The sequence below is a fragment of the Neptuniibacter sp. QD37_6 genome (assembly GCF_047778085.1).
Classification (GTDB): domain Bacteria; phylum Pseudomonadota; class Gammaproteobacteria; order Pseudomonadales; family Balneatricaceae; genus Neptuniibacter.
In genome coordinates this window covers 846,344-867,371 of the sequence record NZ_CP180550.1, presented here as the reverse complement: position 1 = coordinate 867,371, position 21,028 = coordinate 846,344, and the positions used below count along the sequence as shown (strand labels likewise).

The 21,028-nt window shown below is 44.6% G+C and carries 20 protein-coding genes; 9 read left to right on the top strand and 11 right to left on the bottom strand.

Going from position 1 to position 21,028, the window contains the following annotated elements; genetic code table 11:
• Positions 1 to 24 precede the first annotated feature (24 nt).
• The 4 genes from ACMXYO_RS03880 (at position 25) to ACMXYO_RS03865 (ending at position 4,579) form a co-directional block, all read left to right on the top strand.
• Positions 25 to 2,061: an SUMF1/EgtB/PvdO family nonheme iron enzyme gene (locus ACMXYO_RS03880; protein WP_415887170.1), complete on the top strand. Its 2,037-nt coding sequence runs from the start codon at positions 25 to 27 to the stop codon at positions 2,059 to 2,061.
• Between the two features lie 82 nt (positions 2,062 to 2,143).
• Positions 2,144 to 3,559 carry a DUF4139 domain-containing protein gene (locus ACMXYO_RS03875; RefSeq protein WP_415887168.1) on the top strand — a complete coding sequence of 472 codons (1,416 nt, stop codon included), beginning with the start codon at positions 2,144 to 2,146 and terminating at the stop codon, positions 3,557 to 3,559.
• A 4-nt stretch (positions 3,560 to 3,563) separates the two neighbouring features.
• A complete protein-coding gene (locus ACMXYO_RS03870; RefSeq protein ID WP_415887166.1) occupies positions 3,564 to 4,154 on the top strand; it encodes a tRNA-uridine aminocarboxypropyltransferase in 591 nt (196 codons plus the stop codon).
• A gap of 26 nt (positions 4,155 to 4,180) precedes the next feature.
• Complete coding sequence (locus ACMXYO_RS03865) at positions 4,181 to 4,579, top strand: GFA family protein (protein ID WP_415887164.1); 399 nt, start codon at positions 4,181 to 4,183, stop codon at positions 4,577 to 4,579.
• A gap of 8 nt (positions 4,580 to 4,587) precedes the next feature.
• Here ACMXYO_RS03865 and ACMXYO_RS03860 read toward each other — a convergent pair whose 3' ends face one another.
• Positions 4,588 to 4,902 (bottom strand): tetratricopeptide repeat protein, encoded by a 315-nt coding sequence (locus ACMXYO_RS03860; RefSeq protein ID WP_415887162.1) that lies wholly within the window; start codon positions 4,900 to 4,902, stop codon positions 4,588 to 4,590.
• Positions 4,903 to 5,263: 361 nt separating this feature from the next.
• On the opposite strand from ACMXYO_RS03860, the gene cysK reads away from it, so the two are divergent.
• On the top strand, positions 5,264 to 6,232 hold the full coding sequence (cysK, locus tag ACMXYO_RS03855) for a cysteine synthase A (protein WP_415887160.1): 969 nt from the start codon (positions 5,264 to 5,266) through the stop codon (positions 6,230 to 6,232).
• A gap of 73 nt (positions 6,233 to 6,305) precedes the next feature.
• Here the strand turns inward: cysK and ACMXYO_RS03850 are convergent, their stop codons facing one another.
• Complete coding sequence (locus ACMXYO_RS03850) at positions 6,306 to 6,527, bottom strand: hypothetical protein (RefSeq protein WP_415887158.1); 222 nt, start codon at positions 6,525 to 6,527, stop codon at positions 6,306 to 6,308.
• 37 nt (positions 6,528 to 6,564) lie between these two features.
• Positions 6,565 to 7,491 (bottom strand): Dyp-type peroxidase, encoded by a 927-nt coding sequence (locus tag ACMXYO_RS03845; RefSeq protein ID WP_415887156.1) that lies wholly within the window; start codon positions 7,489 to 7,491, stop codon positions 6,565 to 6,567.
• A 187-nt stretch (positions 7,492 to 7,678) separates the two neighbouring features.
• Here ACMXYO_RS03845 and ACMXYO_RS03840 point away from each other — a divergent pair, with 187 nt between their 5' ends.
• Positions 7,679 to 8,503, top strand: a complete 825-nt coding sequence (locus ACMXYO_RS03840) for a DUF547 domain-containing protein (protein WP_415887154.1) — start codon at positions 7,679 to 7,681, stop codon at positions 8,501 to 8,503.
• 2 nt (positions 8,504 to 8,505) lie between these two features.
• On the opposite strand, the gene ACMXYO_RS03835 is transcribed toward ACMXYO_RS03840, so the two are convergent.
• Positions 8,506 to 9,348 carry a sulfurtransferase gene (locus tag ACMXYO_RS03835; RefSeq protein WP_415887153.1) on the bottom strand — a complete coding sequence of 281 codons (843 nt, stop codon included), beginning with the start codon at positions 9,346 to 9,348 and terminating at the stop codon, positions 8,506 to 8,508.
• 22 nt (positions 9,349 to 9,370) lie between these two features.
• Entirely contained in the window at positions 9,371 to 10,648 is a 1,278-nt protein-coding gene (locus ACMXYO_RS03830) for a tryptophan--tRNA ligase (RefSeq protein WP_415887151.1), read from the bottom strand.
• Positions 10,649 to 10,871: 223 nt separating this feature from the next.
• Here ACMXYO_RS03830 and ACMXYO_RS03825 point away from each other — a divergent pair, with 223 nt between their 5' ends.
• Both ACMXYO_RS03825 and yaaA read left to right on the top strand, forming a co-directional pair.
• Positions 10,872 to 11,147 carry a hypothetical protein gene (locus ACMXYO_RS03825; RefSeq protein ID WP_415887150.1) on the top strand — a complete coding sequence of 92 codons (276 nt, stop codon included), beginning with the start codon at positions 10,872 to 10,874 and terminating at the stop codon, positions 11,145 to 11,147.
• A gap of 107 nt (positions 11,148 to 11,254) precedes the next feature.
• Complete coding sequence (gene yaaA / locus ACMXYO_RS03820) at positions 11,255 to 12,031, top strand: peroxide stress protein YaaA (protein ID WP_415887149.1); 777 nt, start codon at positions 11,255 to 11,257, stop codon at positions 12,029 to 12,031.
• Positions 12,032 to 12,104: 73 nt separating this feature from the next.
• Here the strand turns inward: yaaA and ACMXYO_RS03815 are convergent, their stop codons facing one another.
• The 4 genes from ACMXYO_RS03815 to ACMXYO_RS03800 are packed head-to-tail and all read right to left on the bottom strand — an operon-like array spanning position 12,105 to position 16,066.
• Positions 12,105 to 12,968 carry a Tim44 domain-containing protein gene (locus ACMXYO_RS03815; protein WP_415887148.1) on the bottom strand — a complete coding sequence of 288 codons (864 nt, stop codon included), beginning with the start codon at positions 12,966 to 12,968 and terminating at the stop codon, positions 12,105 to 12,107.
• 40 nt (positions 12,969 to 13,008) lie between these two features.
• Positions 13,009 to 13,896, bottom strand: a complete 888-nt coding sequence (locus ACMXYO_RS03810) for a DMT family transporter (protein ID WP_415887146.1) — start codon at positions 13,894 to 13,896, stop codon at positions 13,009 to 13,011.
• Positions 13,897 to 13,913: 17 nt separating this feature from the next.
• Positions 13,914 to 15,608, bottom strand: coding sequence for an NAD-binding protein (locus tag ACMXYO_RS03805; RefSeq protein WP_415887145.1), 1,695 nt, complete (start codon positions 15,606 to 15,608; stop codon positions 13,914 to 13,916).
• 20 nt (positions 15,609 to 15,628) lie between these two features.
• Positions 15,629 to 16,066, bottom strand: coding sequence for a DUF6394 family protein (locus tag ACMXYO_RS03800; RefSeq protein WP_415883675.1), 438 nt, complete (start codon positions 16,064 to 16,066; stop codon positions 15,629 to 15,631).
• 97 nt (positions 16,067 to 16,163) lie between these two features.
• Here ACMXYO_RS03800 and ACMXYO_RS03795 point away from each other — a divergent pair, with 97 nt between their 5' ends.
• The gene (locus tag ACMXYO_RS03795) at positions 16,164 to 18,998 is read left to right on the top strand and encodes an insulinase family protein (protein WP_415887144.1); all 2,835 of its coding nucleotides are present in this window, start codon (positions 16,164 to 16,166) and stop codon (positions 18,996 to 18,998) included.
• Positions 18,999 to 19,027: 29 nt separating this feature from the next.
• Here ACMXYO_RS03795 and ACMXYO_RS03790 read toward each other — a convergent pair whose 3' ends face one another.
• The gene (locus ACMXYO_RS03790; RefSeq protein WP_415887142.1) at positions 19,028 to 19,495 is read right to left on the bottom strand and encodes a hypothetical protein; all 468 of its coding nucleotides are present in this window, start codon (positions 19,493 to 19,495) and stop codon (positions 19,028 to 19,030) included.
• Positions 19,496 to 19,520: 25 nt separating this feature from the next.
• On the bottom strand, positions 19,521 to 20,987 hold the full coding sequence (sbcB, locus tag ACMXYO_RS03785; protein ID WP_415887141.1) for an exodeoxyribonuclease I: 1,467 nt from the start codon (positions 20,985 to 20,987) through the stop codon (positions 19,521 to 19,523).
• Positions 20,988 to 21,028 lie beyond the last annotated feature (41 nt).

Here is a 21,028-nt window from a genome sequence, read left to right as displayed (position 1 = left end):
GGATAAGGAATAGGATCAGTCTTTATGAGCGACTCGCCAGAAACTATTTATGATGCTTTACAAGAAGGAACTCTCCTTGGTCCAGAGCATCATCGTTTTAAACTTATCAAACACAACAGTCCTCATCCGTTTGGACAACTATGGCAAGCGGAAGATGTTGGCGTTGCAGGCAGCCCTTTAGTTACCCTGCTTATTCTTAATCCTAATTTTCTTAAACAAAATAGTTTTGCCGAAAATATCAAAAAGCATGCAGCGCTCAGCAAGCAACTGCAAAACAAGCATATAGCTGAATGCTATGGTTTCTTCAGTCATAAAGGTGGGCTACTTTTCCTTTCCTACGAAAAACTTGATGGCCTGACCCTAGCGGCCCTCATTAAAAAAGGTAATTCACTTCAGCCCAATCAACAGCTGGGTCTGATCAGACAAGTTGCTTATGCTATAGATATGGGCTTTCAAAAGTTACGAAAGCCACATGCCTGTTTGGATAGCGAAACGATCTTTATCAACCGTAAGGGCGGGGTAAAACTCACACTCTTTGCCGTACGTGAATGTTATGAAGCGATTGCGGCTTTTAGCAAAGAGCCTTTCCATTACCAGCAATACCAATCGCCCGAAGCTTTTCACCCTAGCCAGTTAAGCCGCAAAACCGACGTATATTCTTACGCCTGCATTTTGTATGAGTTATTTACCGGCAAACCTGCTTTTAAAAGTACCGAAGGGGAAGCAGATAGAGTTCGTAAACAACTAGATCAACCTTCTGGATTAGATAATGAACAGTGGGAGGTTCTCCAAAAAGCGCTTTCAACCGATTTAGAAGAGCGTCCACCTAACTGTACAGAGCTTGTTAAAGCCCTCTTCCCTCCACAAACAGAGGACGAGACTGCGCCTGCCGAATCTGAAAGCACAGAAGATGGCGAAGCTACAACCGACGCTTCGGTAAACGATGATACAGAGAGCGAAGAACTTACATCAGAAGAGAGCAAGCCTTCTTTAAAAGATAAACTTAAGGTCGGCTTAAAGTTGCCTAAAATACCTAAAACAGCGATCTATACCATAGCAGGCTCTGTGCTGTTTATTAGTGGCTACCTGCTTGGTTGGTTTATCTCTGACTTCATGAACTTCAAAGAGAAAGACTTTCAGGCTCTGCAAATCAAGAAGCAGCAAGAAGCCTTACAGCAAATGTACGATTCTTTACAAGCTCAACAAGAGCTTCACAACAATCAGAAAAAAGAGCTTCGCTCGCTCACAATAAGCAAAGCGGTTCTAGAACATGATTTAGAAGCGGCCTTGAAAAAACTCAACAATCAAGAGCCAGATGAACCGGGACAGCAATTATTTAAAGATCAGATATCCGACACCCTATATGGTCCAGATATGGTCGTACTGCCTTCAGGAAACTTCCGTATGGGCGACCAAGCGGGCATTGGTGACGATAATGAAAAGCCTGTGCATGTTGTCACTATCAAAAAGCCATTTGCCCTTTCTCGATTTGAAGTGACCTTTGCCGAATATGATGCCTTTGCCAAAGCGACCCGCAGAGCCCTGCCCGATGACGGTGGTTGGGGGCGAGGTAATCGCCCTGTGATCAACGTAACTTGGCGCGATGCAGTTGCTTATACCAGATGGCTCAGTGGTGAAACAGGTCAGCCTTATCGCCTTCCGACAGAAGCTGAATGGGAGTATGCAGCTCGAGCTGGCAGCTTAACCACTTATTGGTGGGGAAATGAGCTAAAAGAAAATATGGCTGCTTGTGCAGGCTGCGGAAGTCAATGGGATGGTCAACAAACAGCACCTGTCGGTAGTTTCCCTGCCAACGAATGGGGACTTCACGACATGACCGGTAACGTTGATGAGTGGGTTGCAGATTGCTATCTCGAAAACTACGCTTCTGCACCTATAGACGGATCAGCTTATCAGGAGAGAGCTTGTAAAAATCGGGTTATGCGCGGCGGTTCTTGGTTTGAGATCGATCGTTTAATTAGACCTGCCAGTCGCTACCGCCACCCTATAGATTCTAAACGCAACAGCTGGGGCTTCCGTGTTGCTTTAGATCTAGACTAGAACGAGTTTCTGGCTTAACTGCTCAGCCTAAGTTAAGCCTGACGTTGCCTTAATGGACTAAAGATTCAGGGACAATATAGATATGAACAAATGCCAATCATACCTTTGCTTGCTTATAGCGGGCCTTCTGCCATTAACTGCTCAAGCGGCAGACGCCCTTCAAATCAGTTCCGAGCAACGTAAGTCACTTAACCTAACGCTGTATAACCAAAACTTGGGTTTAGTCAGAGAAACACGCCAGCTTCCACGACTACGTACAGATCAGCAAATCACGTTAGAAGATGTCAGCGAGCAACTTCAAGTAGAAAGCTTGCGGATTGATAACGCTGGAAAAATCCTAGAGCAGAACCTAAATACCAACCTGCTTAACCAACGCAATCTACTTAAACATTATGTGGGTAAGCAGCTGCAACTAGCGCGCTTAAACCCTGTTTCAGGCCAAGAGGTTATCAGTCAGGTGGAGTTGCTAAATATGGACGGTAACCGCGCACTGATTAAGCGCAATAACCGTTTTGAAAGCATTCCGCTTAATAATCAGTGGCGATTCATTTTCCCTAGCCTACCGCCACAGCTATTGAGCAAACCAAGCGTAAACTTCCGTACTGCTGGCACTTCGAAGTCACAACTGTCTCGCATCAGTTATCTGACGGGCGGCTTAAATTGGGGCATGGATTACGTTTTAACCTTGAATGAAGCGGGTAATAAAGCCTCCCTAGACGGACTTGCTAGCCTAACCAACAATACTGGCGCTGATTACAAAGACACTCAAATATCTCTCGTTGCAGGAAGCCTAAATAACCCTGGCAGCAATCGCCATGCTGAGATGCTACAGGCTGATTTTGCAGTCGGTGCGATGGCTCGTTCAGCGCCTAAAACTATGGCACAAGAGAGCTTAGGTGACTTCCACCTATTCGATCTCCCTCGCAAGGTAGACTTGCTAAATGGGCAAGTAAAACAAGTATCCTTTCTGACAGCCAAAGAGATTCCTGTAGCACGTAGCTATAACTATGAATTCTTGATCTACCCAACCTTGGAACGCAATCAGCATCGAGTAAAACCTCAACTGACGTTGACCTTTAAAAACGATAAAGAGAGTAATCTAGGTACGCCATTACCTGCTGGTAAAGTTCGCACGTTTACCCCTGACAGCAAAGGTTCACTGCAGTTTGCCGGGGGCGGTAACATTGGGCATACCGGTGAAAACGATGAGGTTAAGATCCAGCAAGGAAAAGCCTTCGATGTATCTATCCACCGTAAGCAAACACATTTTAGTAAGACCTTTAACGGCTTTATGGTTGCGCAGGAGCTGAAAATCAGTAACAGCCGTACCACCGCCGCAAAATTAGAAATGACCGGTAATTTCCCGCTACAATGGGCGATGAAAGAGAGTAGCCACCCATTTGAAAAAGTGATGGGCGGCAGTGCGCGCTGGAAATTGGAAGTACCTCCTCAAGGCGAAGTAACTCTGAAATTTAAAGTTCAAATGGAAAAACGATAACACTTTGCCCGATTCATTTTGTGAAGGCTGCGGCCTAGCAATTCCCTATTGCTGCTGCAGCCAAATTACACCTCAAGGTAGCCAATTAGAGTTAGCATTGCTGCTACACGAAAATGAGCCGCCGCGCCCAACAACCACCAGCAAGATTATCCAAAAGGTTTTGCCTAATAGCTCTACCTATATCTGGCAACGTACCGACCCGCCACAAGAGTTAATCAATCGCATTCAAGATAAGAATACCGATACTTGGCTGCTATTCCCTGCTGACCGCCCCGAGCTTATTAGTCGAAGCAAGAAATTCACAGGGAGTACACCAGATAGAAAAACTCTGATCATTATTCCAGACGGTACATGGAAAGAGGTACGTAAGATCGTTCGCAAAAGCCCGTGGCTATCCGACTTACCATTACTGGCGTTCGATCCAGAAACGCCAAGTCGTTACGACCTACGCCGCAATCCTGATAAAGACCATCTCTGTACGGCAGAAACCGTCACAGAGCTGTTAAAACTCAATAATGAAAACAGCTCCGCAGACGAGTTAGATCGAACCTTTGAGATTTTTATTACTCAATACAAACGATCTAAACAGAACTAGCCGACCAATAGTTAAGGAGAATATGGATGCCAATCACCGGTGAATGTTTTTGTGGCGAAGTTACATACCGTATTGATGGCCATTTAAAAGACGGCCGATCCTGTCATTGCTCCCGCTGCCGCAAGTTATTTAACGCCCAAGCTTCTGCAGTTGCTTTTGTCGAACCGGATCAATTCAAATGGACAAGTGGAGAATCCCTCTTAACCTCATACACCAACCAACAAGGCTTCGGTGTGAAGTTCTGCAAGAAGTGCGGATCAACCTTGTGTACCGTACACAATGACCAGGTATTACAGGTCACTTTAGGCTGCGTAAATGGTGAGCCTGAGATCGAGATTGGTCAACACATATATGTCGGCTCTAAAGCACGCTGGGAAGTTATGCCTGATGGTGTGACTCAGTTTGAAACCATGTCGTCGGAATAATTGAATAACTAAAGCTTTGACTGCTTAGCCTGCCACTGCTTTGCTCGCTCTTGATTAGGTTCTTGATCTAGCTCGCCATCGGTATAGATATCGACCAAGCGACGAACAGCAAGTTGATGCGCCTGCTCGGCTGCTTGTGTGTAAAACTTTAACGCCTTGGTCGGGTCAGGTTGAAAATAATGCTCAAAACCCTCTTCAAAGATTTTACCCATTTGATACTGCGCTTTTGCATCACCTTTTTCCGCCGCCTGCTGGATGTAAATCCCTCCCTGAATGCGATTTTGTACGCCATCTCCACGGAAATGCAGTAAATGCCCATACACAGACAATGCACGTCTATGACCGTTATCGGCCGCAAATCGAAAAATTTCATCACAAAGTCATGCTTCTTCTTGGAACGCTGTTTTATCGGTGAGCGGAACAACGCATAAGCGATAGCAAAAATAACAGGCGCTAGAAGTCGATTAAATGCACGCATTATAAGACCCTAAAAAGGCAATTGAGATCGTGAAAATAATACCATCATCGACCCTAAAGATTGTAAATATCACCAAAGATAGAAAAAGCCTTGATCAGCGCAGCAATTCTGAGATACAACTTCTAGACTTGATAACGAATAAAAGACGCGACATATATTCATTTTAGATATATCGCCTAATAAAAAGGATTAAACAGGGTAGCAGAATGAAGATTTACGAAGATAACTCCCTCACTATTGGTAACACTCCGCTCGTTCACCTTAAGCGTTTTGCTCCAGGCCTGAATATTTTCGGAAAAATCGAATCTCGCAACCCAGCTGGCTCCGTAAAATGTCGTATCGGCGCAAACATGATCTGGTCTGCTGAAAAGAGTGGTGCCCTAAAACAGGGTATGACCATGGTTGAGCCAACCAGTGGTAACACAGGTATTGCACTAGCTTTCGTAGCAGCGTCTCGTGGCTACGACATTGTCTTCACTATGCCTTCTTCTATGAGCCTTGAGCGCCGTAAGATCATGAAAGCACTAGGTGCAACGATCGTTCTAACAGAACCAGCTAAAGGCATGAAAGGTGCGATTGATAAAGCACAAGAGATCGTGGATGCGAATCCAGGTACTCACATGATGCTGCAACAGTTTGAAAACCCGGCTAACCCAGAAATCCACGAAAAAACAACAGGCCCAGAGATCTGGAACGACACAGACGGCCAAGTGGATATCCTAGTCGCTGGTGTAGGTACAGGTGGTACGATCACTGGTACTTCTCGTTACATCAAAAACACTCAAGGCAAAGCGATCACATCCGTTGCGGTTGAACCTGTTTCTTCACCAGTTATTACACAGACGATTAACGGCGAAGAAGTTAAACCATCTCCGCATAAGATTCAGGGTATTGGCGCTGGCTTTGTACCGAAAAACTTAGACCTAGAACTAGTTGATCAGGTTGAGCAGGTAAGCAACGAAGATGCTATTGAAACAGCACGCTTGCTAATGGAAAAAGAAGGCATCATGGCAGGTATCTCTTGCGGTGCTGCGCTATGTGCTGCGCTTCGTGTTGCGCAACAGCCTGAAAACAAAGATAAGAACATCGTTGTTATCCTTCCAGATTCTGGCGAACGTTACCTATCTTCAGCTCTGTTTGAAGGCATGTTCACAGATAACGAAATGGTGCAGTAAGTCTTACTAAAAGAGTTCGCATAAACGAAAAAGCCAGCATCTTAGCTGGCTTTTTTATTAACTGATTTTCAGATCAATTTAATATTTCACGGATCTTGTCAGGGGAAGGAAATTCATCTAAGTGTTCGGCCTGTATCTTTCGATCACTTGTTTTAATTACATTGAACCAAGACGCCTTTCTTTGCTTACCTTGATAGCATCCATCAATTTCGTAGTTCTCCCCATCAACGGTGACAACCGCAATTGCTCGGGTTCTTACAGTAGGCTGCATGGTATCGACTCTTTTTATAAGCATACCTTTAAGCCTAGCCCAAGCTCAGTCACCTTGCTTGTTAATTAACCAACGATTCGAGAAACGAGGCCGACGGTGCGAATAGTGAATGCCCTGTGACCGCACGAGTATATTTCAAAAGGTGATCGGTATGACCATGGCCATCACCCTCAATCATGCTTTGCAGCATCAGTGTAAAGTTATCCGGTGTACGACAGTAACTAGCGAAGAGTAACCCGCACGTCTGAGTATCACCGTAAGGCATACTATGCCTGAGTATTTCGATGGAGTTGCCATCAGCATCTTTCAGCGAAGTCCGTTTGGTATGCGCTGTGAGTGCTTTTTCTGAGGATGGGTACTCAATGTTATCCGTTTTAGTTCGCCCGACAGTATCTTCCTGCAGTTTAGTAGGCTGAGCGTTCCAGAATGGCATATTATGCTCATAACGTTGGATATGAATATAAGAACCGCCACTAAACAGGGCATCCTCTTCACCTACAACCGCCACACTGACTCGGTTATCTCCTTCAGGGTTTTCAGTACCATCGACAAAACCAGTAAGATCGCGCGAATCCAGATATCTAAAGCCTTCGACCTCTTCAACTAGCGTTACCGCACCAGCTAGCTCCTCTCGAAGCTTTTGCGCGACTAAAAAGTTAAGGTCTTTCCCTTGAGATCGAATATGGAAAAACAAATCTACAGGTGTATTAGGTGCAACGTTTTCACCATTTTCAAAATTTGGGAATGGCTTAAGAGCACTCGGTGCAGGTCCAATCTGCAGTTGCGACCAGTAGTGGCTACCGATCGCTGCTACGATATGAATCTCGCCATCTGGATAGCTTTGGTTAAATTCACGCTCAAGGCTAGGTACCTTTGCTAGTAGCTGTTTTACCCTGCTTAACGCATCTGATGTTCGAGTTTGATTAAACGTCAGAAAAAGAGCAAATGGGCTTGCCTCTGCAATCACACCCTTTTGATACTGTGCCATAACAATGTCCTCAAAATCCCCTCAATAATTACCATCACAGTATAGAGGGATCTTACCGTTGCCAACATTGATTTAAATTGATCGCTTCGATAGAGCGTTTAAATAGAGCTTTAAAAAAATTCTGTGAGGGAATTTTCAGCAATATTCAAAGTCACACTTAAAACATGCTTTTAATGAATAGTAATGAATGATGATAAATAAATTCTTAGCAACAGCCTGCCTATGGCTTTTCAGTACCCTAGCTATTGCAGCCCCAAGTGCCGAACTTTGGAATTTTTGGCTTAAACATGATCAAGCAAGCACAGCCACTATCGACCATTCTGCTTGGGACCGATACATTCAACGCTATGTTAAGCGCTCTTCTGATGGCATCAATCTGATCAACTACGCCAATGTATCTACAGCAGATAGAACTGAACTTAAAGCTTATCTTCAACGCTTAGCTGCTATTAATATTCATCAATACAACCGCGCTGAACAGCAAGCTTATTGGATCAATTTATATAACGCGCTGACGGTTGATGTGATTCTGGACCATTACCCCGTGAAGTCGATTCGGGATATCGATATTTCACCGGGCTTTTTCAGCGATGGTCCTTGGAAAAAACAACTGCTAGCAGTGAATGGGAAACAAGTAAGCCTAGACGATATTGAACATCGTATTCTCCGCCCTATTTGGAAAGACCCACGCATCCACTATGCCGTTAATTGTGCATCAATCGGCTGCCCGAACCTTCAACCGCAGGCCTTTACCGCAGACAATAACGAACAGCTTCTAAATCAAGGCGCTAAGAATTATATCAACCACTCTCGAGGCGCACACTTTGAAGGTAATGACCTGCACCTTTCCAGTATCTATAAGTGGTTTAAAGAGGATTTCGGCAACACCGAAAGTGAGCTGATCGAGCACCTAAGGCAATACGCCAATGCTGATCTAAAAGAGAAACTGAAACACGCTACAGAGGTTTCAGACTATCACTACGACTGGAATCTTAATGAGATTGGCAGATAAATTTAGGACTTAGTCGCAATTGGGCGAGCTAGATCTCTGATCCACTCGCTCCAAGAACCACTATAAACCCGGCTACCACTCAATCCCGCAATCTCCATCGCCAACTGATTGTGACAAGCTGTCACACCGGACCCACACATATGAACCACGGCTTCGACCGATTTACCGCCTAAGACGCTTAACCACTCTTCACGAAGCTGAGCTGCAGGCTTAAATTTACCCTCGGCTAAGTTATCCGTCAGTGGACGGTTTAAAGCACTTGGAACATGACCAGCGATTGGGTCGATTGGCTCCACCTCACCTCTATAGCGCTCGGCTGCACGAGCATCAACAAGATAGATGGACTGAGCATCAAGTGCCTGTTCAACCTCGGCTACCGTCAAATTCTGATTAGGCAGTAACGAGAATGTATACGCAGTAGAAGTCGGTTGTGGGATATGATCATTTAACTCACCACCTAGCGATTGCCAAGCAGGTAGACCACCATCTAACACTGCTACCGCTTTATGCCCCACCAGACGTAACAACCACCAGCAACGTGCCGCCATCGCTCCAGCACAATCGTCATAAACAACGACTTGAGAGTTATTGCTCACACCAGCCTGTGCTAAACGATCGACAAACCGTTCTAAATCAGGCAGTGGGTGACGACCCGTTTCAGGCGTAATCTGCGAGGATAAATCCCGATCAAGATCGAGATAGATCGCCCCTGAGATATGCTCTTCAAGGTAGGCATTTTTACCCGCCGAGGTATCCGCTAAATTAAAACGACAATCAAAAACCACCCAATCAGATTCTGATATGTGATTCTGAAGCTCTTCGGCGCTTATGATTGTCGCAAACATATTTAACTTAGCCTTTTTAGATTTATAGGTAAGCCGCTAGCTCTTCTTGAAGTAGATCAAGTTCATTCTGAGCTTTCTGTTTCTGCTTTTTCTTTAAGCCTTCAACCTGAGCCGTTTTCTCAGCGATCACAGATTGCGCAGCCGCTGCTTTGTCGTCCGCTTGCGCAACTTGCTCAAGTAGAGGCTTAAGCTGCATCAAGATACCGCGACGACGGCCTTCTTCAGCACGCGCGATCTCTTCAGCAGATTTCTCTTTTTTCTTTTTAACTTCCGTTTTAGCTTCTGCAACGTAAGTTAATGGGCGAATACCAGCTGCAATTCGCGTTTTATCCATCAACGGCACAGTGATTTCACGTGCTTTCGCTGCACCTTTCTGTAGAACCTCTTCCACTTCACCAAGATCGTTCATCAACTCATTGTAGCGAGCACGTGGAGCAGACAGTTTTGCGTCTAGGAACTCAAATAGCTCTTTCTTCGCATCGCCCCAACCGATACCGTTCTCGAACTGCTGGCGCATTGCAGCTGCTTCATTTTCTTTAGCAAAGCAGTTGTATAGCTGGAAGATTGTGCTGTTATCAGCGTCTTTAGGTTCACCCGGCTCGCGCGTGTCCGTTTTGATCTGCTTAATAAGCTTGTATAGCTCATCAGCAGAAGCAAACAACGGAATCGTGTTGTCGTAGCTCTTCGACATCTTACGACCATCCAGACCCGGAATTAGCTGAGTCTGCTCATCCACTACCGCTTCTGGCAATGTGAATAGGTTTTCGTAAGTGTGGTTAAAACGACCCGCCATATCACGTGCCATCTCAATGTGTTGAATCTGGTCTTTACCAACTGGGATAAGATCGGCATTGAACATCAGGATGTCAGCTGCCATTAGGATTGGGTAGCTGAACAGACCCATTGTGATGCCATCATCCAGATCGCTGCTACCTGCATCGCGGTTAGCATCAACAGAAGCTTTGTAAGCGTGAGCACGGTTCATCAGACCTTTAGAACACATGCAGGTTAGAATCCACGTTAGTTCCGTGATCTCAGGGATATCTGTTTGACGGTAGAAAGTCGCTTTATCCGTATCTAAGCCTAACGCTAACCAAGTCGCTGCGATCTCACGCGTTGATTGAGCAACACGCTCTGGATCATGGCACTTAATTAATGCGTGGAAATCAGCTAGAAAATAGCAGTTGTTGTACTCACCTGTCTGACTCATTTCGATGGCAGGCTTAATCGCACCCAAGTAATTCCCAATGTGAGGTGTACCTGTAGTAGTGATACCCGTCAGAACAGTTTTCTTATCCATTATTCACTTCTCTAATCTGCATGGCGTTGCCCGCTATAAAAAATGTGGCAACTCAATATATGTCACTAATTTAATGGCGGTTATAATACCGAAAAAACGTGGAGGTTGCCCCCATAACCCTCACTATTCCTTTGCTGTTTCTTGTATCCACCCAATGTCGAGATGACAGCGCTGCTAGGTTAGGGCTTAATAGGCCTACAACAATAACAATACTGAGAATTTTATGACTGATTCTATCGCTTCCTGGGTTACTTTATCCGCTCTGTTTGCCAGTGCTGGCTGGTACATTTTTCAAAGCCCTGAGCGTAATCTCAATACAATCGTAATGTGTGTGATGTCAGGCATTTTATGCCTGTTCGGCGGCTTCCTTATTTCAGGACTTTTAATGAAGATAACCGGCACGTTAGAAAACCCACTTATTCCAGCGCTACTCGTCTGTGTTGGCACAGCCATCTGCACTGTTGCTCATACGCTTTATAAGAAACGAACCGCCTCTTAATTGCAGATGACTCGATCCAGAAAAGGCCATATTAAAAATGGCCTTTTTTGTATCTACAGACAGGGTTATTATCTATAGACTTTTTACTGCAAAGATAGATTCTTCCTATGCTGATTGTCGTATCACCTGCCAAAACTCTGGATTATGAAACTGCCCCTGTCACTGAAACATACAGCCAGCCAGAGTTTCTTGATCATTCCCAACTCCTCATTGATGAACTGAAAAAGCATTCCGTACAGGATATTGCTCAGATGATGAAGTTGAGCGACAAACTGGCCAGTTTAAACGTTGCCCGTTATGAATCATGGACACCTGAATTCAATACAGAGAACGCTAAACAAGCAGTTCTAGCATTTAAAGGTGATGTATACACAGGCTTAGATGCTGAAACTTTATCGGAAGAAGACCTAGCTTTTGCACAGAATCACCTACGTATTCTGTCTGGTCTTTATGGCGTGTTGAAACCGCTCGATCTGATGCAGCCATACCGATTAGAAATGGGCACAAAGCTAACTAATAGCCGCGGTAAAAACCTATATGAATTTTGGGGCACTCAGATCTGTGAACGCTTGAATCAGGAACTTACTGAACAGAAAGAGCAGGTACTGATCAACCTTGCTTCTAATGAGTACTACAAAGCAGCTAAAGAGAAAAACATCTCCGCACGTATCATCACGCCAGCGTTTAAAGACTGGAAAAATGGTCAATATAAGATGATCAGCTTCTACGCTAAAAAAGCTCGAGGTTTGATGACCCGCTACATTATTCAAAACAAGATCGAAAACCCTGAAGACTTAAAAGGTTTTGATCTTGAAGGTTACCGTTTCGCTGAGAGCATGTCCGAAGGCGATACTTGGACATTCATCCGCGATCACGAAGAGTAAACCTCTTCGCTTATCCCAGATACAAAAAAGCCAAAGCATATTGCTTTGGCTTTTTTAGTGGTGAGGTATCAGCTTAGTTTTGCTCGATACCTACGATAAACCAATCCGCATTTTCTTTGGTCATATCACGTGCCAAGTGCCACGTTTCATTAAACTCAGTCGCTTCAGAGGCATTCTCTTTCAACCAACCGTAGAAGTTAATGCTCACAATCACCTCATCTTCTTGAGTGATAAAGTTAGCTAACTCAGACATAACCGATACAACTTCTGTTATCTGATCAGCTGGTGACTTCGCACGCTCTTGCTGAAGCGCATTAAACAACTCTTCAGAAGTATAAGTACGGATTTCGTCCCAATCAGAACGATCCCAAGCCTTTTGTAGGTTTACAAAGTGCTCACGAGAACCTTCCAAGAATGCGTCTTTATTAAACCAAGAAGGAATCTCGATCTCAGCAGAATCACCCCAACCGGAATCATAAGCAGGCATTGGTTTAAACTCCTGCACGTTCTCAGTTTGAGCCTCGCGCTGCATTGGTTGTGGCTGTTCTGGCGTATAAGGCTGACCTTGTCCATGACCACCTTGAGTAGCGTAATCTGGACGCTGCGCCTGTTTTCGCATCGAGAAGATTTTGTAAACAATAAAGATCACCGCGGCGATCAGAATCAGATCCATAAACTGTAGACCTTCAAACGCCCCACCGAATAGCAACGCGCCAAAAATACCACCCGCCAACAAACCAGCCATCAAACCACCAAAACCTTTTTTCTTAGGTGCTGTAGTTGTGTTTGTTGTCGTTTTATCAGCTTGCTTTTGTTGCTGTTGAGCAGGCTGTGATTTTTTAGGTGAAGAAAAGCTTTTACCAAATGAAGAACCACCACCAAAGCGTTTAGCTTCAGCTGTCTCAGCGATAGGAAGCGAAATCAAAAATACCGCCATTAAAGTAACCAAAAAAGTCCGCATTGTTTCTCCTACATAACTAGCTTTTACCGGCAACCGTACCGGCGACTACAGCGAGATAAATCCCTGTGAATATTAAAGCGATACCCCATAAATGAAAAGCCTGAACCTGCTCTGAGAGGAAAATCACTGATAATACAATCCCCCACATTGGCACTTGGTGAATAAATAATCCAGCTTTATGAGCGCCTAGCTTTTCAACACCATAATTCCAAAACAGATAAGCCAAGATAGAAGGAAAAATGGCTAAATAGGAGATCAGTAACATCAGATCCGTATCCCAGTGAATCTGCAAAGCTCTCTCGGTTTCCAACAGTGAAAGCGGTACTAGAATAATCACCCCTACGGTTAAAGAAACCGAGAAGAACGCAAACCCACTCATCTCTTTCGGTTTCCAACGCAATGCTAGGCTGTAACAAGCCCAAACAAACATTGCGAGTAGCACCCAAAGGTCGCCACTGTTGAAGTTAAGCGACATTAAAGCCTCTGGGTCACCTTTACTGATCAACGCTAAAACACCTAGTAGCGAAAGCAATACACCCAACCATTGCCGCATGGTCGCAGACTCACGAAGCACTAATGTGCTCATACAGAGGATCATGATCGGCATTGACGATTGCATCAACGTGCCATTCATAGCGGTCGTCGTTTGCAAACCGATATACGCCAAGGTGTTAAAGCCAGCAACACTCAAAGCGCCAAACAGCACTAACCTAGGCCAATACTGACGAATCACATCGCGATACTTATAAATGGTAGGGATAGCAAAAGGTAATAAAATAACGAACGCTAATGACCAGCGAATCAACGCTAGCGTAATCGGGGGGATATCAACAGAAAAAGCACGCGCTAAAACAAAGTTACCCGCCCAAAAAAGCGTGGTAAGCGTCAACAGTAGATAAGCCAAATATGACCTCGAAAGTCTTATTTATTCTTCTGCAAAAAACGCGAAAGTAGACTGTTACTCGCATCATTGCCCGTAATGACATAATGCAGGACATTATAATTATTTACAGTCCATTGCATACGGCGATTGGATTTATTTAAACCACAAATCAGGACTTCATCGCCCTCTTGTAGCTCATCCAACTCACCAGGCAACATATCAATAAAATCCCCACGCTTTAACATTAGAGGAAAGGCATGTAGATTTTTCTTGCGATTGTGAGGGTCTTTAAAGAACAGAGAGAGCGTTAAGTCGAAGCCTTGTCTCTTTGCTTCCATAAAAGCAGGTGTTTCTTTCTCGCCTACGGTATAGGCCCAGCTATCTAACTCCCTGTCCCCTACCACACTGCTCATTCGATTAATCAATGTGTGTGCCCAGACATCGTCAAACTTATCCCGCATCTCTTCGATAAATATAGGCACTAGCGGCGATTTAACATGCGCAAGGATGCGGTTAGCGATAATACGCCCCGGCTCCATAATAAAATCAGCACGGCTGTTTTTAAAAACCAAGCCATTGGCATGGATGTTTTGTCTAACTACAGTCAGGAGTTTTGGGTTCAATTCTCGAGCGGTCATCATGATGGACAGGTTATCGGCATCATTATTGGTACCCGCAACGATACCCACTGCGTCCATAACCCCCGCTTCCATCAGTGTAACCGCTTCAGTACCAACGCCGGTTACTTGATGTGGAAGGTCTTTTATTTTTTCTGCATCAATATCTAAAACCGTCAGTTCGACATCACTTTCATCAAAATCGCGATACAACGCACGGCCAAAACGACCGTGCCCACAGATGATCCAACGCCCTTTTGTACGCTGATAGACGCTGGAAAGCGGACGATGGAATGGATTGTGAATCCAGTCATACACCAGATGCATATAAGGCGCATGAGCCGCTAAAGAAAGATACTGTGCATAGGTACGGAACGGGTCCACTACCAGATCCGTACCAAAAGATTTTAGATTGGCAGAGGTAATATCAGATTCGGTACGACTGATCACCATCCGCTCAGGATTTAACAATTTACTAGCGATCGCAATAGAGAGATTAACCTGATCATGGTTCGTTAACGCCATGATGCCTATACATTTCGGGTGCTGAAGGCCTGCTGCATCTAAGACATCGGGAAGCGAGGCATCGGCACACAGCACGGAAACAGAGACAGGTAACTCATCCATCTCTAACGCATCTATTTTGTCCTGATTGATATCAACAACCACCACGCGGATGTCACGTCGTACTAGCTGTCGAACAACGACACTTCCGGTCACACCGTAGCCACAAATCAGATAAAAGGGCTCGTTCATTTGCCGAACATCTGCAGTGAAGGAACGCCTGCGCATCATACGGCCAAATACGGGTTCTTGTATCAGAGCCAGTGTCGTACCTATCCCGTATAACCAAGCGATTACAGTAGCGTAGATGCAAAAGAGCGTCCACATACGTTGAGCCGAAGTGAATTCATAAGGAATTTCACCAAAGCCGATGGTCGACCCCATAAAGGAGACAAAGTAAACCGCATGGAAGAAATCCATTCGGTAAACATTACCCTGATCATCCTCCCCAGGTATAAGTACAAATCCAAGTACTGAGATGGAGTAAACAACAATCAGAGTAATTAACGGTACCCTTAAGCGCCGTAAAAATAGATAGATAACGTTATTCATAAAGAATAATCGCTCAGTGCTTATCGACGCAGCATGGCAGTTTCAACTACCAACAAAATAACCGAGATAACATTGGCTAAGAGCGCGCCTGCACTTAGAGAAACAACGCTCGACATATTAGATGGGTCCATACCAATACCGCTAATCTGCTCTGCGTAACCCCAAATTCCTGCAGCGACGATTAGTTGCAGGTCAGCAACTAATGAGGTAGCTAGCATCAATGCACCTAGATGAGTTCGGTCACCAAATTTAATGACTGTACAAATCATGCTGACAACCAATGCAGCAAAAAACTCGTAAACGTTATGGTGAGCTGGGTTTTCTATATCCCCAAGAAAGAAGCCAAAGTTGAGCGTCAATGCCAACACAATAAAAAACGCAAAAATCACTTTTTCCTTGTTCATCGCTTCCTTCAACTCCTGAACTTTTTTGACGAAGATCTGGATTGTAACACCCACGCTTACTAAATCCATTGAGTTGGATTAAGGAACCCTAACCGTTATGCTTTGTCACAACATAACATTTTGGCGTTTTTACGATTCAAGGCTTATTTTTATGCTAACTCTTTCCATGCCACGGCTAGTTGTTTTTGCTGGTCTATTGTCTGCGGTTTTATCCACATCAGTATTCGCAGACGTCGAAAAAAGTCCCAACGATCCAAATGTGTATCGCAGCCTAACCTTAGATAATCAGCTGCGCGTTTTATTGATCTCAAATCCTAAAAGTGACAAAGCGGCTGCCTCTATGAATGTAGCGGTGGGCTCTAGCGCTAACCCTAAAGATCGCGCGGGTCTGGCTCATTATCTAGAGCACATGCTGTTCCTAGGCACCGAAAAATACCCAGCAGCGGATGAATATCAGAGCTTCATACGTTCTCATGGTGGCGGACATAATGCTTATACATCGATGGAAAACACCAACTACTTCTTTGATGTTACTGCTGATAATTTAGAACCCGCTTTAGATCGCTTTGCCCAGTTCTTTATCGCGCCACTATTTGATGAAAAATACGTAGATCGCGAGCGCCATGCTGTTCACTCAGAATATCAATCAAAGATTAAAGATGATTACCGCCGTAGCTATGCCGTAACAAAATCTTTGATGAACCAACAAAATAGCCACAACTGGTTTGCAGTGGGTAGTTTAGAAACTCTAGCCAATACTCCCGAGCGCCCAATCCGTAAAGAGTTAATCGAATTTTATCAGCGCTATTATTCTGCCAATCTGATGGCACTTGCCGTGCAAGGTAGAGAGCCACTAGACCAATTAGAACAGATGGTAAGAGAGAAATTCAGTGCGGTTAAAAACTACGATTCTAAAGCGCTTGAAACCAAAACCTCTCTGTTTAATCCGAAGCAACTACCGCAGTTGGTTAAAATCAAAAGCGTAAAAGATATCCGCTCACTTACGCTAACCTTCCCCACTGCTGAAACACGCAGTCATTGGGAAAGTAAGCCGCTGTATTACATCAGCAACCTGATCGGCTATGAAGGCAAAGGCAGCTTACTTTCTCTACTGAAAGAGAAAGGCTTGGCAACGTCCCTTTCTGCTTCACAAGGTCATGATCTAAATAACCAAGCCAGCTTTATGGTCAGCATGCGCCTAACCGAACAAGGCCTAGAGCAGTACCAGCAAGTTATCCAAATGGTATTCCAGTATGTTGAATTGCTAAAACAGAGCGGAATTCAAAAAGCGCTATTTGATGAAGAGAAACAACTGAGCAACATCCGTTTCACCTTTCAGGAGCAATCAGAACCCATCCACATGGTGAGCGGTTTAACACGACAGATGCAATTTTTCCCAACGGAGAAAGTCATCTCAGCGAACTATATCTTTAATGAGTTTAAGCCTGAGCTGATTAAGCAATATCTGGATCAGATCAAGCCAGAGAATATGCTGGTGACCATTAAAGCGCGTGATGTTAAAGGCAACCAAACAGAACCTGACTACAACGTACCTTTTGAAGTTTCTCAGTTTAATGCGGAAACCTTGAAAAGCTTCGCCGTTAAAGCAATTGATCCGAAATTAACGGTTCGCAGCACTAACCCATTTATTGCTCAGGACCTAGATCTTCTAGCAGCCGAAACTAAACAAGCGCCTTATCTGCTGCAAGATAAACAAGGTTTCGAACATTGGCATTTGACCGATGTCAGCTTCAATGTGCCGAAAGCGAATGCTTATTTCACTCTGCAAACCCCATTTGCCAATACCAGCGCTAAAAACTGGGTGATGAACAGCCTCTTCACTGAGATGCTGCAAGAGCAACTCAATGAAACACTCTATGATGCTTATCTAGCTGGTCTAGGCACGAATATTTATCCACATATGAAGGGCTTTACGGTTCGCTTATCTGGTTATAACGACAAGCTAGATCTACTAACAAAAGATGTGGTTTCTGCGATTAATAAACCGGACCTACCAAAAGAGCGTTTTGAGATCCTTAAGCAGAAGTATCTAGATAACTTAGCGAACCAGCTGAATGATAAACCGTACAATCAAACGACGAGCCGTCTGTATGAATTGCTTCTACCTCAATGGAGTAATGCAGAGGAACGTCTTGAAGCAGAAAAACTGACGGTTAGAGATCTTGCCGCTTATGCAGTTAAATTGCAGGAAACGCCGGACATTAAACTACTTACACATGGCAATATAAGCGAAGTAGATGCTGAAACTATCGCTTCACTGATCAAAGATAACCTATGGCAATCAGGCGCTAAAGAAGTCGCGCCTGTCCAAGTAGTTCAAGTACCGCGCCAGCAGCAACTTACAGATAAGTTAGTGATTGATCATGATGATTCGGCGATCTCTGTTTTGCTACAAGGCAATAACAACAGCAATAAAGAGAAAGCTGAATTCTCTGTATTGAGCGAAATTTTATCCGCGCCTTTCTACAATCAGCTGCGCACCGAAAAACAGCTGGGATACATCGTCTTCGGCACGCCTTTACAGATGCACAAAACACCGGGTATTGCATTTATTGTGCAATCCCCTGTGGCAGACGGCAAAACGCTGGTAAAAGAGATTGATCAGTTCTTAATGCAATCGAGCAATTTAATCTCGCAATTAAACCAGGAAGAGCTGAACAAATTTAAACGCAGTGTAATTTCAAGAATCACTAAGCAGGATAAAAAGCTATCCAGTCGTACCAAGCGGTTCTGGCGAGAGCTCGATTGGAGTGAAACAGAGTTTGATACCCGCAAGAAGCTTGCGGAAGCTGTAGAGAAAGTAACCTTAGACGATCTATCCAAACGCTACGCTGGTCTGTTTGATCGCCGTTTAACGGTCTTAAGCACAGGCAAGAAGTTTGAACGCCCTGCAACCGAGCCGACACAATTAACTCGATTATTTAAGCAACGTAGAGATCAGGGCGCTTTCACTCCTGATAACTGAAGGTCCCTCTCACTAAGAAAATCGCACGATTATTGGTCTGGATTAATAATCGTGCGTTTTTTAGCTTTTTCTTGCTCTAATTCCAACTGTTTTTGCTTTTGCGCTTCTATCGGACGGAAATAAACCGAATCTTTGACTTCAGGTTCCACCAGCTCTTCACAGCCTTGCCCTAAGATAAGGCATCGCGCTTTCTTCTCATCCTTACCAATCTGCACAAAGATCTTGTCCTCACCTTTTAGAGGTGGCTTTTTCGGCTTACCTGCAGGTACTTCGTTGACCACGGGTGGAACATAAGGGATCACGACCGGCTCTGGCAAATTACTCGGCAAGTCCTTAGGTTTGATCTCATTCATGCGCTCTTTATCAAAGGTGCCTCTGCGCCAATCCTTGTAGGCAGTCTCACCATCAACCGTGCCGTAGAAATAACCTTTAGGTGTGGTTATCTCATAATCGATAGGTACCTCGATCTCTTCCTCCGCACTTACTACGCAAGACATAAGGCACACACCGAAAGCAATCGATCTAATAGGCATCGTCAAAAACATCTTCCATAGGATAAATAGCCTCAGCGTATACAGCTAATTCTTCCAGAATATGGCGTTTATTATCATCCATTTCAGGCTGACCATAGAGCTCATTCAATCGCTGATAGAATGTATCCATAGTCAAATGACCGCCCTCGCCCTTTAACAACTTACGACGACGGTAATCTTCCCATTGAATCTGCTCTTCGTGACTTAACACGGAGCTGCAATTACGCGCTTTATAGCGCAACAACATCTCCTCGAGCCGAGGATCTTGGAATGGTAGATCCAGCTCAGCCAACTCCATCGGGCCCGTTTGGCGAATTTGATCCATGGATTTACGATCAGATGGCGTAAAGAAACCACCACTGTATAGCATCATATCCGGATCGCTTTCCGCCTCAAAAGGACTCTCACTATAGATATCGGCAATTTTCTGTGACAGACCAGTAAAACTTCGTAGCATCTGCAAATGCGTTCGACACACATCCCCATCAATCTGCAAACGGGCTGCTTCCTCTGTATTCAACATGCCGGCAGGCGCTATGATCGGGCACTTATTTATATGCACCTGCTTTAACGCGATTTTCGGGTCTGCGTCAGTGAGTTCTGAATACTTGGTATAAAGTAAACGCCTCAACTCTTCGACCGGTAATTGCATCAGAGGTTCTGGATTCACACGCAGATCCCACACTAACACCCCATTTTTATTCACAGGGTGTGTCGCCAAGGGTGCCACAATAGCAGCATTACCATGTTCAGCCGGATAACGAGAAGAAACATGCAACACAGGCTTATGACTTTGCGGATCTAGCAGGTTTTGAATGGATTGCTTACTACGGTTATTTAGCACGTAATGAAATAACTTAGGCTGCTTTTCCCGAACCAGTTTCGCCATCCCAATGGTGGCATATACATCTGATAAAGCATCATGGGCATGACCATGATCAATACCATTAGCCACCGTTAAATCTTCTAGCCTCAGACTTGGTGAGCCATCTTCATATTTAGGCCAAGTAATCCCATCAGGACGTAGGGATCGAGTCAATCGCAACATATCGATAATATCCCAACGGGAACAACCGTTTTGCCACTCTCGGGAATAGGGATCAAAGAAGTTACGATACAAACCGTATCGGGTTACTTCATCATCAAAACGAATGCTGTTGTAGCCCACACCACATGTGCCAGGGCGAGCAAGCTGCTCATGAATCTGTGCAAAGAAATCCGCTTCACACACACCCTCTTCTATCGCTTTTTGCGGTGTAATCCCTGTAATCAAACACGCTTCTGGATGAGGGAGTTGGTCCTCACTTGGTTTGCAATAAAACATCACCGGCTCTTCGATGATGTTTAGCTGATCATCGGTACGAAAACCGGCAAACTGGACCGGCCAATCGCGTTTAGGATCTGCGCCAAATGTTTCATAGTCATGCCAAAAAAATGTTAAAGGCGCATTAGCCATAAATTATCCTTGCCAAAAGGGTAAATCTGATAGATATAATG